The organism is Mycobacterium sp. E3305 (assembly GCF_001666785.1).
Taxonomy (GTDB): domain Bacteria; phylum Actinomycetota; class Actinomycetes; order Mycobacteriales; family Mycobacteriaceae; genus Mycobacterium.
Genome location: NZ_LZJA01000298.1, coordinates 12,968 through 27,593, shown reverse-complemented (window position 1 = coordinate 27,593; position 14,626 = coordinate 12,968). Strand labels below are relative to the sequence as shown.

General features: G+C 69.7%; 12 protein-coding genes. 10 read left to right on the top strand and 2 right to left on the bottom strand.

The window, feature by feature from the left end; all coding sequences use genetic code 11:
- Nucleotides 1–36 precede the first annotated feature (36 nt).
- The 7 genes from A5701_RS25995 (at nt 37) to A5701_RS25965 (ending at nt 7,882) form a co-directional block, all read left to right on the top strand.
- On the top strand, nt 37–966 hold the full coding sequence (locus A5701_RS25995; protein ID WP_231972885.1) for an NADP-dependent oxidoreductase: 930 nt from the start codon (nt 37–39) through the stop codon (nt 964–966).
- A gap of 42 nt (nt 967–1,008) precedes the next feature.
- The gene (locus tag A5701_RS25990; protein WP_067760961.1) at nt 1,009–1,398 is read left to right on the top strand and encodes a RidA family protein; all 390 of its coding nucleotides are present in this window, start codon (nt 1,009–1,011) and stop codon (nt 1,396–1,398) included.
- Nucleotides 1,399–1,597: 199 nt separating this feature from the next.
- The gene (locus tag A5701_RS25985) at nt 1,598–3,067 is read left to right on the top strand and encodes an MFS transporter (protein ID WP_231972883.1); all 1,470 of its coding nucleotides are present in this window, start codon (nt 1,598–1,600) and stop codon (nt 3,065–3,067) included.
- Nucleotides 3,068–3,318: 251 nt separating this feature from the next.
- Nucleotides 3,319–4,077, top strand: coding sequence for an SDR family oxidoreductase (locus A5701_RS25980; protein ID WP_067760959.1), 759 nt, complete (start codon nt 3,319–3,321; stop codon nt 4,075–4,077).
- Nucleotides 4,078–4,141: 64 nt separating this feature from the next.
- Nucleotides 4,142–5,050 (top strand): alpha/beta fold hydrolase, encoded by a 909-nt coding sequence (locus A5701_RS25975; RefSeq protein WP_067760957.1) that lies wholly within the window; start codon nt 4,142–4,144, stop codon nt 5,048–5,050.
- A gap of 29 nt (nt 5,051–5,079) precedes the next feature.
- Nucleotides 5,080–6,501, top strand: coding sequence for an acyl-CoA synthetase (locus tag A5701_RS25970; RefSeq protein WP_067760955.1), 1,422 nt, complete (start codon nt 5,080–5,082; stop codon nt 6,499–6,501).
- Between the two features lie 85 nt (nt 6,502–6,586).
- Entirely contained in the window at nt 6,587–7,882 is a 1,296-nt protein-coding gene (locus A5701_RS25965; protein WP_067760953.1) for an MFS transporter, read from the top strand.
- Nucleotides 7,883–7,888: 6 nt separating this feature from the next.
- Here A5701_RS25965 and dapD read toward each other — a convergent pair whose 3' ends face one another.
- Nucleotides 7,889–8,842: a 2,3,4,5-tetrahydropyridine-2,6-dicarboxylate N-succinyltransferase gene (dapD, locus tag A5701_RS25960; RefSeq protein ID WP_156670272.1), complete on the bottom strand. Its 954-nt coding sequence runs from the start codon at nt 8,840–8,842 to the stop codon at nt 7,889–7,891.
- Nucleotides 8,843–8,878: 36 nt separating this feature from the next.
- Here dapD and dapE point away from each other — a divergent pair, with 36 nt between their 5' ends.
- Nucleotides 8,879–9,943, top strand: a complete 1,065-nt coding sequence (dapE, locus tag A5701_RS25955) for a succinyl-diaminopimelate desuccinylase (protein WP_067760949.1) — start codon at nt 8,879–8,881, stop codon at nt 9,941–9,943.
- Here the strand turns inward: dapE and A5701_RS25950 are convergent, their stop codons facing one another.
- The gene (locus A5701_RS25950; RefSeq protein WP_067760947.1) at nt 9,944–12,067 is read right to left on the bottom strand and encodes an AAA family ATPase; all 2,124 of its coding nucleotides are present in this window, start codon (nt 12,065–12,067) and stop codon (nt 9,944–9,946) included.
- Between the two features lie 60 nt (nt 12,068–12,127).
- Here A5701_RS25950 and A5701_RS25945 point away from each other — a divergent pair, with 60 nt between their 5' ends.
- Both A5701_RS25945 and fadD6 read left to right on the top strand, forming a co-directional pair.
- Nucleotides 12,128–12,670, top strand: coding sequence for a TIGR00730 family Rossman fold protein (locus A5701_RS25945; RefSeq protein WP_067760945.1), 543 nt, complete (start codon nt 12,128–12,130; stop codon nt 12,668–12,670).
- A 69-nt stretch (nt 12,671–12,739) separates the two neighbouring features.
- Nucleotides 12,740–14,524 carry a long-chain-acyl-CoA synthetase FadD6 gene (fadD6, locus tag A5701_RS25940; RefSeq protein ID WP_067760943.1) on the top strand — a complete coding sequence of 595 codons (1,785 nt, stop codon included), beginning with the start codon at nt 12,740–12,742 and terminating at the stop codon, nt 14,522–14,524.
- The last annotated feature ends 102 nt before the right edge of the window (nt 14,525–14,626 follow it).

Sequence of the window (14,626 nt, the reverse complement as noted above, 5' to 3'; positions counted from 1 at the left end):
AATGACCTACGCCCGGCCGGTCGTTTCGCCGTGACCATGCTCGTAGCCGGGGTGCGCGCGTTCGGTGGCAACGTGGAGACGTTCGAGGTGGAGGAGCCGCGGCCGTTGTCAGCCGACGAAGTACTCATCTACGTTCGCGGTGCCGGTGTTGGCAACTGGGACAACATCGTTCGCACCGGTGGCTGGGACGTTGCCACGCGTCCTCCGCTAGCGCTCGGCGTCGAGGCTGCCGGAATCGTCAAGGCCGTTGGCGCGGACCCGGGCGGATTCAGTGTGGGCGATGCGGTGCTGTGCCATCCCGTGCCGCTACGCGACCAAGGCACGTGGGCGCCGCTTGTGATCGCACCCGTTGGATCGCTCGCGCACAAACCGCCCGAGGTTTCATGGGAGACCGCGGCGATCTTTCCGGTGCCGGCGTTGACGGCCGAACAGGTGGTCAGCGAGGCGTTGGCCGTGCACAGTGGGGAGACGTTGCTCGTCAACGGCGCGGGTGGAATCACCGGCGGGCTCATCGTCCAGCTGGCAGCCCTGCGTGGGGTCGACGTGCTAGCCACCGCCGGCCCCGGCAGCGCGGACCGCGTTCGCGGGTACGGCGCCCGCGAAGTGATCGACTACCGCGACCCGACGTGGCCAGAGCGAGCCAGGGCATTGGCGAAAGGCTCCATCGCCGCCGTCGCCAACGCTGCCCCCGCGGGTGCTGCTGCGGCGATGTCCGCGCTTGCCGACGGTGGCCGGCTGGCCACTATCACCCCCGGCCCGCCCGCGTCGACCCGTGGCATCAAGGTCATCGCGGTTTACGTCCGTTCCGACGGCGCTCAACTCGATCGCCTGACCGCGTTGCTCGGTTCCCACCGGTTGAACATGCCGAGCCCGCGTTCCATCCCCCTGGATCAGGCCGCGGACGCACTTGCACATGTTGTCGCCGGGCGCGAGTGCAGCGGAGTGGTCATCACGCCCGACGTCTAACCAGTCAGCCGAAAAGACCTCACACGAAGAAGGAGTCGCGAGATGACCACCATTGCCCGGATCCGCACCGGAGTGGCCGATCACATCGGCGAATACGCCGATGCTCTCACCGTATCCGGTGGCGGCACGCAGATTTTCGTCTCCGGTACGCCCGGGGTGCGCGAAGACGGCACTCTGCCCGAGGACTTCATCGACGAAGCCCGGCAGTGCTGGGCCAACGTCGAAAGTGCGCTCGGCAAGGCCGGCGCCAAGCTCACCGACATCGTCTACATGCGCCAATGGATTACCTGCCGTGACAACGCGTCTGCATACCTGGCGGTGAGCAAAGAGATCATTCGCCACGAACCCGCCGCCATGTTCGCCATCATCGACGGGTTGGTGTGGCCCAACATCCGCGTGGAAGTCGAAGTCATCGCCATCCTGCCGGCGTGAGCGATAACCCGGCCTCTCCACCGGCGCATTGCTGACCAGCACCCGCTTTCGCAAACGTCTTCCCCCCGCGTGTTGAACCGGCACGAATGGGCGGGAACGAAAGGTGAAGGAGGACAACCATGAACGGCGATTACGACGGTGCAAGCCTTACTAACATCCCGGATCACCACTCATCGTCACAACCCGGACGGCGCCGACAGTGACGTTGCGCGACGCGGCACCGACCAGCCGTGCGATGGTGGTCGCGGTGATGGTTTCGATGGTCGCCTTCCTCGACTCCACGGTGATAAACCTGGCATTGCCGGCCATCGAACACGACCTCGGCGGCGGCTTGGTGTTGCAGCAGTGGATCGTCGATGGCTACCTATTGGCCACGGCGGCCGCGATCCTCCCCGGCGGGTCCATTTCGGACATGTTCGGCCGCGTTCGGGTGATGAGGTTCGGGCTGTTGGCGTTCGGGGCGGGCTCGGTGTTGGCGGCGGCTGCCACCTCACCGGCGATGCTGATCACCGCGCGCCTCATCCAGGGTCTGGGTGCGGCATTTCTCGTTCCGGGCTCGGTGGCGCTGATCAACACGGTGTTCGACAAAGCACACCAGTCCGCAGCGATCGGTGTCTGGACCGGGTGGACGGGAATCGCCTTCGCGTTGGGCCCGCTGCTGGGCGGAATGTGCGTCGATTGGCTGGGCTGGCGTTGGATTTTCGTGTTGTCAGCGATCCCCATGGCGGTCGGGTATGCGCTGACCTTCTGGCTGTGCCCGATGTCGGGGCGCGTCGAAGGCGCTCAGGTAGATACCGCCGGGGTGGTCCTATCGTCGCTAGGGTTGGGCGCCACCGTCTATGCGTTGATCGAATCGCAACGTGACGGCTGGTCCGACCCGTCGGTGATCGCACCGACCGTGGTCGGGATTACCGCACTGGCTGGCTTCGTGGGTTGGCAACGCCGCAGTAGGCGCCCGATGCTTCCGTTGCCGCTGTTCGCCTTTCGCAACTTCGCCGCCGCCAACCTCGTCACCGCGTTCGTTTACGGTGCGTTGACGCTGGGGTCGCTGGCCATCACGCTCTACACCCAAGAAATCGGCCGCTACTCAGCCACCGCCGCCGGCCTGGCCACCCTGCCGATCCCGGTGTTGTCGTTCGTATTCGCCCGTCATGTCGGCCGCATCGCCGCACGGGTGGGACCACGCGCATTCCTGATTGCAGGGCCCGCCCTGGCGGGGATCGGGCTGCTGCTGATCCGCCCGAAACCTGATGGATTCCATGCGATTACCGACCTGCTTCCCGGGATGATCGTGCTGGCCCTCGGGCTGGTCGCGACGATCACGCCATTGACGGCGCTGACGCTGGCCTCGGTGCCAATCGAACACAGTGGCCTGGCGTCAGCCATCAACAACGGCGTCTCACGGCTGGCCGCGCTGATGTCGATCGGGACTATCGGTCTGATCAGCGTCGGGACGGCGAGCGCCTCCGGATTCGCCCACGTGTTACAGGTGAGCGCAGCGCTGTTCGCCCTGGGCGCGTTGTGCTCCGCACTGTGGATCACCAACCCCGTTGCCGGAAGCCAACCGGTGCCCTGCGACATCGCGGCGCTGTGCCGTGACCGGCCGGGGGTGCAACCCGCGCTGCCCGGTAGCCCCTCGGCCGCGACCGAGTCACCTCCGCCTCAGTAATCGTCCACCCGATCAACGCAATCCACGCGTCGGTTCACGGCGGCGCGCTACTCACCCGGGTGAAAGAGTGGTTGGGGCGATGACAACTCACCCCGGACCGCTTCATGATCAGGTACGTCCACAACCGGGCGGGATTATCGCTCCCTGGAGAACCAGCAAGGCGCCACGAATGCATTTGAGGCCAAGAAAGTCATCACCGGCGCTTCTGCGCCCTCGAGCACCCGACAAGTCAGACGACTGAAAGGTTCATCATGAAGATCGTAGTCATTGGAGGGCGTGGGCTGATCGGCTCGAAAGTGGCGTCGAAGCTCAGCGCGCAGGGGCACGACGTGCTCGCCGCCTCACGCCGATCGGGTGTCGACTCGCTCACCGGTGAAGGCCTCGCCAACGCGGTCGCCGGTGCGGACGTCGTGGTCGACGTCGCCGATTCACCGCTGTTCGACGATGAGCCCGTGATGCATTTCTTCACAACCACGACGACGAATCTTCTTGCCGCTGAACATGACGCGGGAGTGGAACACCATGTCGCGTTGTCCGTAGTAGGCGCGCAGATCATGCCGGATAGCGGCTACAACACCGCGAAAGCGGCTCAGGAAAATCTGATCAAGGATTCGGGCCGGCCCTATTCGATCGTGCGGGCAACGCCGTTCTACGAATTCGCGGTTGGCTTAGCCGATTCCGCGACGGACGGAGACATCGTCAGGCTGCCACCCGCCTTGTTCCGTCCTATCGCGGCCGACGATGTCGCCACCGCCGTGGCCGACGTCGCTGCCGGGCCACCCCTCAACGGTGTGCGGGAGATCGCGGGACCAGAAGCGATGGGGATGGACGACTTCGTCCGCGCGGGCCTTGCGGCAATTGGTGATCACCGTAGGGTCGTGACTGGCGTCCGGGCGCCATACTTCGGAGCCCTTATCGACGATCGCACCCTCGCACCCGACGAGAACGCCACGATCTTTGCCACCCGATACTCCGACTGGATCGACGCCCGCTCCGGCCGCCGCGCTTAGCGGCCGCTCAACGCCGGAGCCGTGAGCATTTCGTAAACGGCCCGACACATGCGAGGCTGCTGGCATGGTCATCGAGATCGCCCGCCCGAAGCTCGAAGGAAACATTGCCGTCGGCGAGGACCGCCAGATCGGCTTCGCCGAATTCGGCGACCCGCAGGGGCGCGCGATGTTCTGGTTCCACGGAACGCCCGGCGCCCGTCGGCAGATCCCGGTAGAGGCGCGCGTCTACGCCGAGAACCATCACATCCGCCTGATCGGCTTGGACCGTCCCGGAACCGGCTCCTCGACGCCCCACCGCTATCCGAATATCCGGGCCTTCGCCGACGACCTGGGCACCATCGCCGACACGCTGGGCATCGACAAGATGGCCGTCATCGGCCTGTCCGGCGGCGGCCCCTACGCGCTGGCGGCCGCCGCCGTGCTCTCCGATCGCGTCGTGGCGGCCGGCATCCTCGGCGGCGTCGCGCCCTTCCTCGGCGACGAGGGCATCACCAGCGGGCTGATGAACCTGGGCAAGCGGATGGCGCCCCTGCTGAAGCTGGGCGGCGATCCCCTGCGGATCGGCGCGAGCCTGGTCATCCGGATGATTCGACCGGTCGCGAACCCCGGGCTGCTTCTCTACGCCGCGATATCGCCCGAGGGCGACCGGCGCCTGTTGACCCGGCCCGAGTTCGGCGCCATGTTCCTCGACGACCTGCTCAACGGCAGCCGCAAGCAACTGGCGGCCCCGTTCAACGACATCATCCTGTTCACCCAGGACTGGGGATTCCGGCTCGACGAGGTCAAGGTCCCGGTCCGCTGGTGGCACGGCGACAGTGACCACATCGTGCCGTTCGCGCACGGCGAGCACGTCGTGTCCCTGCTGCCCGACTGCGAGCTGATCGTGCTGCCGGGCGAGAGCCACCTCGGCGGCCTGGGCCGCGGCGAGGAGATCCTGTCCACCCTGACCAAGATCTGGGACGAGCAAGGCTGACCCTCCCCGCCGCCGGGTAGCCTGCTGAAGTGCTGCTGGCGTCCCTGAATCCCGCGGCGGTCAACGCCACCGACATCGCCGACGCGGTGCGCATCGACGGCGCCGTGCTGAGCCGCAGCGACCTGGTCGGCGCCGCCACCTCGGTGGCCGAGCGGGTCGCCGGGGCACAGCGGGTCGCGATCCTGGCCACGCCGACCGCGTCGACGGTGCTGGCGGTCACCGGCTGCCTGATCGCCGGCGTGCCGTTCGTCCCGGTGCCCGCCGACGTCGGCGCGTCCGAGCGCCGCCACATGCTCACCGATTCCGGGGTGCGGGCCTGGCTCGGCCCCGTCCCCGACGAGTCGGAGGGGCTGCCGCACATCCCGGTTCGGCTGCACGCCCGGTCCTGGCACCGCTACCCCGAGCCGTCGCCCGACGCCACCGCGATGATCATCTACACCTCCGGGACCACCGGGCTGCCCAAGGGCGTGGTGTTGAGCCGGCGCGCGATCGCCGCCGACCTCGACGCCCTGGCGGAGGCCTGGCAGTGGACACCGGACGACGTGCTGGTGCACGGCCTGCCGTTGTTTCACGTGCACGGGCTGGTACTGGGATTGCTCGGATCGCTGCGGATGGGAAACCGCTTCGTGCACACCGGAAAACCGACACCGGCGAATTACGCGCGGGCCTGTTCGGACGTGGGCGGCACGCTGTTTTTCGGGGTGCCGACGGTGTGGTCGCGGGTGGCCGGAGACGAGGCCGCCGCCCGGGCGCTGCGCCCGGCGCGGCTGCTGGTGTCCGGGAGCGCACCGCTGCCGGTGCCGGTGTTCGACCGGCTGGCCCGGCTGACCGGCCATGAGCCGGTCGAACGCTACGGAGCCTCCGAATCGCTGATCACGCTGTCCACCCGCGCGGACGGCGAGCGACGCGCCGGCTGGGTGGGTCTGCCAATCACCGGCGTGCAGACCAGACTGCTCGACGAGAATGGCGCCCCGGTGCCGCACGACGGGGAAACCGTTGGGCGCCTTGAGGTTCGGGGCCCAATGATGTTCGACGGCTACCTGAACCGACCGGAGGCCACCGCCGAGGCGTTCGACGCCGACGGCTGGTACCGCACCGGTGACGTGGCCGTCATCGACGGCGGCGGCATGCACCGCATCGTGGGCCGCGAGTCGGTGGACCTGATCAAGTCCGGCGGCTACCGGATCGGCGCCGGCGAGATCGAGACCGCGTTGCTCGGCCATCCCGGGGTGCGGGAGGCCGCGGTCGTCGGAATGCCGGACCAAGACCTCGGCCAGCGGATCGTCGCGTTCATCGTCGGCGCGGAAGGTCTGGACGCCGACGACCTGATCAACCACGTCGCCCAAGAGCTTTCCGTGCACAAGCGGCCGCGCGAGGTGCGGCTGGTGGACGCGCTGCCCCGCAACGCGATGGGCAAGGTGCTGAAAAAACAGCTGCTGGCCGACGGCTGACACGCAGCAAGTTGCCAGCTTCAGCGCCGAGCGTGACCGGCAAGCTTCACCTACCGTCGTAACCGTGCACCGGCCTACCACCCCCATGCGGCGGATTGCCGCCGCCTGCCTCGTCGGCTCGGCCATCGAGTTCTACGACTTCCTGATCTACGGGACCGCGGCGGCGCTGGTGTTTCCCACGGTGTTCTTCCCGGCGCTCGGTCCGACGCTGGCCACCGTCGCCGCCATGGCGACGTTCGCAACGGCGTTCCTGTCCCGCCCGCTGGGGGCGGCCGTCTTCGGCTACTTCGGGGACCGGCTCGGCCGCAAGAAGACGCTGGTGGCCACGCTGCTGATCATGGGCGCCTCGACGGTGAGCGTCGGCATGGTCCCCAGCACGGCGTCGATCGGCATCGCGGCGCCGCTGATCCTGATCGTGTTGCGGCTGTTGCAGGGGTTCGCGGTCGGCGGCGAGTGGGCGGGATCGGCCCTGCTGAGCGCCGAGTACGCCCCGACCGGCAAGCGCGGCTGGTACGGCATGTTCACCCTGCTCGGCGGCGGCACCGCCGGAATCCTCGCCAGCCTGACGTTTCTGGCCGTAAACGTCACCATGGGGGAGAACAGCCCGGCGTTCATGGCGTGGGGATGGCGGGTCCCGTTCCTGATCAGCAGCGGGCTGATCGGCATCGCGTTGTACGTGCGGCTGAACATCGAAGAGACTCCGCTCTTCGTCGAGGAGAAGGCCCGCGACCTGATACCCAAGGCGCCGCTCGCGGAGCTGCTGCGGTTACAGCGGCGGGAGATCGTCCTCGTCGCGGGCAGCTTCCTGGGCGGCATGGGCTTCGTCTACCTGGGCAACACCTTCCTCGTCATGTACGCCCACAACCATCTGGGCTACTCGCGGAGCTTCATCTGGGGCGTCGGCGCGCTGGGCGGGCTCACCAGCATGGTGTTCGTCGCGTTCTCGGCGTGGATCTCCGACCGGGTCGGGCGGCGTCGGGTGATGCTGTGCGGGCTGGTGGCGTGCCTGCCGTGGGCGTTCGCGGTCGTCCCGCTGCTGGACACCCGCAGGCCGGTGTTGTACGTCGTCGCCATCGTCGGCATGTTCGGCGCGGCGGCGGTGGCCAACGGTCCCACGGCGGCGTTCGTGCCCGAACTGTTCGCCACCCGCTACCGCTACAGCGGCGCGGCGGTGGCGATGAACCTGGCCGGCGTCCTCGGGGCGGCCGTGCCGCCGCTGATGGCCGGCACCCTGCTGGCGACCTACGGCAGCTGGGCGATCGGGCTCATGATGGCCACGCTTGTGGTGGCCAGTTTCGCGTCCGTCTATCTGCTGCCCGAAACCAGGGGAACGACGCTGGGCGCCGTCCCCGCCGCGGAGAAGGTCGCCGCGGACGTCTAGCCGCGCTCAGTTGGCGTGCAGGTCCTCGTTGAGGGCGATGCCCTGACCGCCGCGGGCCACCACCTCGACGGCCCCGCTGACCGAGTTGCGCCGAAACAGCAGGTTGTTGCCGCCGGACAGCTCCAGGGCCTTCAGCAGCTGGCCGTCGGGCGTGGCGACCTTGGTGCCCGCGGTCACGTAGAGGCCGGCTTCGACGACGCAGTCGTCGCCCAGCGAGATGCCCAGCCCCGCGTTGGCGCCGAGCAGGCACCGCTTGCCGATCGAGATGACCTCGGTACCACCGCCGGACAGCGTGCCCATGATGGACGCCCCACCGCCGATGTCGGAACCGTCGCCCACCACCACGCCGGCCGAGATGCGGCCCTCCACCATCGACGCGCCCAGGGTGCCGGCGTTGTAGTTGACGAAGCCCTCGTGCATCACCGTCGTACCGGGCGCCAGGTGGGCGCCGAGGCGCACCCGGTCGGCGTCGGCGATGCGCACCCCGGTCGGCACGACGTAGTCGACCATCCGCGGGAACTTGTCGATGCCGTAGACGGTCACGGGCCCGTGCCGGCGAAGCCGCGCCCGGACGGCCTCGAACCCGTCGACCGCACACGGACCGCGGTTAGTCCACACGACATTGGTCAATACCCCGAACAGCCCGCCGGTGTTCAGCCCGTGCGGCGTCACCAACCGGTGCGACAACAGATGCAGCCGCAGGTAGGCGTCGTAGGCGTCGGCGGCCACGTCGTCGAGCGAGCCGATGACCGTCCGCACCGCGACGGTCTCGGTGCCGCGGTCGTCGTCCCGGCCGACCAGCGCCACCAGCTCCGGCGGGATGTCCGACAACGCCAGCCGAGACGTGCCGCCGGTGCCCGATTCGGTCAGTTCCGGTGCGGGAAACCACGTGTCGAGGATCGATCCGTCGGCGGCCAGCGTCGCCAGTCCGATGCCCACAGCTCCAGTCACGGCGGTCAGGTTACTTGCCGCCCGGCAGCGGATAACCTTGGACCCGTGCTGGACTTGCGTGGGGATCCGATCGAGCTGACCGCGGCGTTGGTCGACATCCCCAGCGAATCACGAGACGAGGCGCGCCTGGCCGACGAGGTGGAGGCCGCGCTGCGCGCCCAGACGTCCGGTTTCGAGATCGTCCGCAACGGCAACGCCGTGCTGGCGCGCACCCGCCGCCGGCGGCCGTCGCGAGTCCTGCTGGCCGGACATCTCGACACCGTCCCGGTCGCGGGCAACCTGCCCAGCCGCCTCGAGAACGGCGACCTGTACGGGTGCGGCGCCGCCGACATGAAGTCGGGTGACGCGGTCTTCCTTCATCTGGCCGCGACGGTGGCCGAACCGGTCCACGACCTGACCCTGGTGTTCTACGACTGCGAGGAAATCGAAGCGGCGGCAAACGGTTTGGGCCGCATCGAGCGCGAGCTGCCCGACTGGCTGTCCGCGGACGTGGCCATCCTGGGCGAGCCCACCGGCGGCTACATCGAGGCCGGCTGCCAGGGCACGCTGCGCGTCGTCATCAGCGCCACCGGAACGCGCGCCCACTCGGCGCGGCCGTGGTTGGGCGACAACGCCATTCACAAGCTCGGCGCCGTCGTGGACCGGCTCGCTGCCTACTCCGCGCGCACCGTGGACATCGACGGATGCGAATACCGCGAGGGCCTGTCCGCCGTACGCATCGACGGCGGCGTGGCGGGCAACGTCATCCCCGACGCGGCCGCGGTCACGGTCAACTTCCGCTTTGCGCCCGACCGGTCGGTGGCCGCGGCGCTGCAGCACGTGCACGAGGTGTTCGACGGGCTCGACGTGCGGATCGAGCAGACCGACGCCGCCGCGGGCGCGCTGCCCGGGCTGTCGCAGCCCGCGGCCAAGGCGCTGGTCGAGGCCGCCGGGGGACACGTCCGGGCGAAGTACGGGTGGACCGACGTCGCGCGGTTCGCCGCGCTGGGCATCCCGGCCGTCAACTTCGGCCCGGGCGATCCCAACCTCGCGCACCGGCGCGACGAGAGCGTCCCGGTCGCCAACATCACCGCCGCGGTGGACATGCTGCGCGGCTACCTCGGCGGCTAGTCAGCCCGCGCACCGCCGCGCCTGCGCGGCCGCGTCGGCGGCCGCCGCGCGCATTCCCACCGCGGCCAGGTCGTCCGACGCCGCCAGCAGCGCCGCACCATCGCCAGCCGCCAGCGCCTGCGCGTGGGCGAGCGCGAGTTTGCCTGCCGCGCAGTCGATCTCGTCACACAGCCGGCCCAACGGATCGGCCGCGCGGGTGTCGCCGAGCCGCACGGCCTCGTGCCACACGCGCATCGCCACCGCCCGCTGACCGCCGCGCTCGGCCATGCGGGCGGCATCGCGGGCGGCGGCCACCGCACCGTGTGCGTCACGCATCGAGGCCAGCCGCCACGCCCGGGCGACGCCGAGCTCCGGCGCGAACAGCGCCGACTTGGTACCGTGCCGGGATTCGGCCCTTCCCAACGTTTTTCCCGCGGCCGCGATATCACCCTGCTGGGCCAGGGCGGTGGCCAACAACGTCAGCGAGAGCGGCCCCCACGAATAGCCGGTGCGTTCCAGCGTCGCGGCCGCCGGGCCCAATAGCGCGGCGGCCCGGGCGAATTCACCGTCGGCGAGCAACACATGGGCTAGCAGCACCTCGCCGATCGCGCGGCCCGGCTGCTGCAACTCGGCGAAATCGGTGAACTGCTGGGCGAGTTCGCGGGCCGCCTCGAGCCGGCCCGCCATCAACAGCGCGGTGGTCTGCCCCAACCCGATGGTGAAACGCAGCAACCCGGGATGTTCGGCGGCCAGGGCGCGCTGGGCTAGCGGCTCGACGTCGTCGAAACGCCCCTGCCGCGCCGCGCACAGCGCCGCCGCGCTGGCCGCCCAGGCCACCGCCTGGTCGTCGGCGTCCGGCGCGGCCAGCACCTCGCCGGCGACCTTCACGGCGTGCCCGACGTTGCCCGCGTTCATCGCGAATGTGGCGCTCAGCGCGTCCAGGGTGGTACGGGCGCCAGCGTCCGCGACGCGATTGCGGACGGTGCGCAGAAACGCGGTGGCCCGCTCGGGCTCACCGAGCATCCAGAACTGGTTGGCCGCGCGCAGCAGCGCCCAGTCCATGAGCGCGGCTTCGGTCAGCGCGGCGGGGTCCAGCCCGCCCAGCACCGCGTCGGCCTCGCGGCCGCGGCCCTGCCACCCCAGGGCGTGCGCCAGCGCCAGCCGTGCGGCCAGCCCGCCGGAGCGCTCCAGCGCCGAGGAGGCCAGCCGTTCGCCCAGGGCCAGGTCGCCCAGCCGCAGCGCCTGCTGCGCGGCGGCCACCACCTCGGCGGTCGGCTGGGGGGCGTCGCTGTCCAGGGCCAGTGACGCCAACCGCAGCCGGTCGCTGAGGTGGTCCGGCGAGTGCTGCGTCAGCAGCCGCACCAACTCGGTGCGCCGTTGCCGCGCGGCGTCGCCGCCGGGCGCGGCGCGCGCCCGCTCGGCGAACAGCGGGTGGGCCGTGTACACCACCGGCTCGTCCGACTCCCCGCCGCGCGCCCGCGTCTCCACCGCCCCGCAGTCGGTGGCCTCGCGGACCGCGTCCGCGCCGGTCAGGGCGCCCAGGTCGGCGAGCGACAGCGGCTCCGAGACGGCGAGGTAGTCCAGCACCGCCCGGGCCGCCGCGGGGATTTCGGCGAGGAACGCGTCGACCTCGGCAGCCGTGGTCATCCCGCCGGTCGGTTCGATGTCGATTCTCGGAAGCACGCGATCGGTCCACAGCGCCGCGATGGCCTCGGGAGACGACGCGGCGCGGCCGGTGACGATCAGCCTGGCCCTGCCGGCCAGCGCCAGCTGGTACACCAGGGTCGCCGACAGGATGTCCAGGTCGTGGGCGTCATCGACGACGAGCAGAAGATCCCCGTGCCCGGTGCCGTCCAGTGACGCCCGGGCGGCGCGCAACAGCGCGGCCGGCTTGCCGATGTCGGCGATCTCGACCAGGTGGCCGAAGGCGCCGAACGGCACCGCCCGCTCGGTCGGGGTGCCGGTGACCCAGCGGACGCGGGTGTCCGGGTGGTCGCGGCCGAAGTCCTCGGCGGCCATCTGGGCCAAGGTGGACTTGCCGCAACCGTCCGGGCCGAGGACGACCGCACCCCTCCCCGTCGCGAGCGCCGCGGCCAGCCGCTCCAGGGCCGAGGCGTGCTGGGGGACGTTCCATCGAATCGGCATCGCCGGATTTTATTGCGCGCGGTATGCGGCCCGCAGCAAGCTTGGTCTACCTTTCGTTGTATGCGCGACTGGGCGATCTGTGTGTACTGCGCGTCCGGCCCGGAACATCCCGAATTGCTCGCGGTCGCTGCCGAACTCGGCGAGGCGATCGCCGAGCGTGGCTGGACCCTGGTGTGGGGCGGCGGCCGGGTGTCGGCGATGGGCGCGGTGGCGACCGCGGCGCGCGCCCGCGGGGGCCGGACCGTCGGCGTCATCCCCCAAATCCTGATGCGCCGCGAGATTGCCGACACCGACGCCGACGAGCTGATCGTCACCGACACCATGCATGAGCGCAAGCAGGTCATGGAGGAGCGTGCCGACGCGTTCGTCGTGCTTCCCGGCGGCGTCGGCACCCTGGACGAGTTGCTCGACTCGTGGACCACGGGCTATCTCGGCCTGCACGGCAAACCCATCGTGATGCTCGACCCGCTGGGCCATTACGAAGGCCTGTGGCTCTGGCTGTGCGGGCTGCTCGACAGCGGCTACATCTCGCAGCCGGCGATGGACCGGTTGTTGCTGGTCGACAAGGTGAGCGCCGCCGTGGAGGCGTGCGCGCCGGATTGAGGGCGCCGGCACTCCGGCCAGCCCTACTAGGCTGTGCGCCGGGTTGTTCACGAAGAATTGAGGGATGACGTGTCGAATCACGACGGGGGAGCGCGCACGGCGGTCAAGCTGACCGATCTCGCGTCTCGGGCGCCCAGGTTGCTGGCCGATATGCCGGTGATCGTTCGCGGGGCGATGACCGGACTGCTGGCCCAGCCGGGTTCGAAGAAGTCGATCGGCACGGTGTTCGCCGACCGCGCCGCCCGCTACGGCGACCGGATCTTCCTGCGGTTCGGCGACCAGCAACTGAGCTACCGCGACGCCAACGCCGCCGCCAACAGGTACGCGGCGGTGCTGGCCTCGCGCGGTGTCGGCCGCGGCGACGTCGTCGCGATCATGCTGCGCAACTCGCCCAACGCGGTGCTGACGATGCTGGCCGCCGTCAAGTGCGGCGCCGTCGCCGGGATGCTGAACTACCACCAGCGCGGCGAGGTGCTGGCGCACAGCCTGGGCCTGCTCAAGGCCAAGGTGTTGATCGCGGAGACCGACCTGGTCAGCGCGGTGGCCGAGTGCGGCGGCGCCGGCGACAACGAGACGATGACCGTGGAGGACCTGGAGCGGTTCGCCGTCAGCGCCCCGGCCACCAACCCGCCGTCGGCGTCGGCCGTGCAGGCCAAGGACACCGCGTTCTACATCTTCACCTCGGGCACAACGGGATTCCCCAAGGCCAGCGTGATGACCCACCTGCGGTGGCTGAAGGCACTCGCGGCGTTCGGCGGCATCGGGCTGCGGCTGAAGAGCTCCGACACGCTGTACAGCTGCCTGCCGCTGTATCACAACAACGCGCTGACGGTCGCGTTGTCGTCGGTGATCAACTCCGGGGCCACGCTGGCGCTGGGCAAGTCGTTCTCGGCGTCGAAATTCTGGGACGAGGTCATCGCCGCGGAGGCGACGGCCTTCATCTACATCGGCGAGATCTGCCGCTATCTGCTCAACCAGCCGCGCAAGGTCACCGATCGTGCGCACCGGGTGCGGGTGATCGCCGGCAACGGGTTGCGGCCGGAGATCTGGGACGAGTTCACGAATCGGTTCGACATCGCCCGGGTCTGCGAGTTCTACGCCTCGAGCGAGGGCAACACGGCGTTCATCAACATCTTCAACGTGCCGCGGACCACCGGCGTCTTCCCCATGCCGTTGGCCTACGTGGAGTACGACCCCGACACCGGTGCCCCGCTGCGGGACGACAACGGGCGGGTGCGCCGGGTGCCGCCGGGTGAGCCCGGCCTGCTGCTCAGCCCGGTCAACCGGTTGCAGCCGTTCGACGGCTACACCGACAAGGAGTCGAGCGAGAAGAAGTTGGTGCGCAACGCCTTCCGCGAGGGTGACGTGTGGTTCAACTCCGGTGACGTGATGAGCCCGCAGGGCATGGGGCACGCCGCCTTCGTCGACCGTCTCGGCGACACGTTCCGGTGGAAGGGCGAGAACGTCGCCACCACCCAGGTGGAGGCCGCGCTGGCGTCCGACGAGCACGTCGAGGAGTGCACGGTCTTCGGAGTCGAGATCCCGCGCACCGGCGGCCGCGCCGGGATGGCCGCGGTCAAGCTGCGCGACGGCGCGGAGTTCGACGGCAAGTCGCTGGCGAACGCGGTGTACGGCCAGCTGCCCGCCTACGCGCTGCCGCTGTTCGTGCGGGTGGTCGAGTCGCTCGAGCACACCACGACGTTCAAGAGCCGCAAGGTGGAACTGCGCGACCAGGCCTACGGGCCGGACATCAAGGACCCGCTCTACGTGCTGGCCGGCCGCGACGAGGGCTACGTGCCGTACTACGACGAGTACCCCGACGAGGTGGCCGACGGTAAGCGGCCGAAGGGCTGATTGCGCGCTGAGTGTGCGCCCAGCCGCACATTCGGCGTCCACCGTGCGGCTGGCCGCACACTCGCGGGCCCGACCGGGCACCATGGACGTGTGCAATCGACA

What these genes read in the sequence shown, in the direction of transcription:
- A5701_RS25945 (WP_067760945.1), top strand. Translation starts at nt 12,128, where the DNA reads ATGCGCGACTGGGCGATCTGTGTGTACTGCGCGTCCGGCCCGGAACAT.
- A5701_RS25965 (WP_067760953.1), top strand. Translation starts at nt 6,587, where the DNA reads ATGCGGCGGATTGCCGCCGCCTGCCTCGTCGGCTCGGCCATCGAGTTC.
- A5701_RS25995 (WP_231972885.1), top strand. Translation starts at nt 37, where the DNA reads ATGCTCGTAGCCGGGGTGCGCGCGTTCGGTGGCAACGTGGAGACGTTC.
- A5701_RS25990 (WP_067760961.1), top strand. Translation starts at nt 1,009, where the DNA reads ATGACCACCATTGCCCGGATCCGCACCGGAGTGGCCGATCACATCGGC.
- A5701_RS25950 (WP_067760947.1), bottom strand. Translation starts at nt 12,067, where the DNA reads ATGCCGATTCGATGGAACGTCCCCCAGCACGCCTCGGCCCTGGAGCGG.
- A5701_RS25975 (WP_067760957.1), top strand. Translation starts at nt 4,142, where the DNA reads ATGGTCATCGAGATCGCCCGCCCGAAGCTCGAAGGAAACATTGCCGTC.
- A5701_RS25980 (WP_067760959.1), top strand. Translation starts at nt 3,319, where the DNA reads ATGAAGATCGTAGTCATTGGAGGGCGTGGGCTGATCGGCTCGAAAGTG.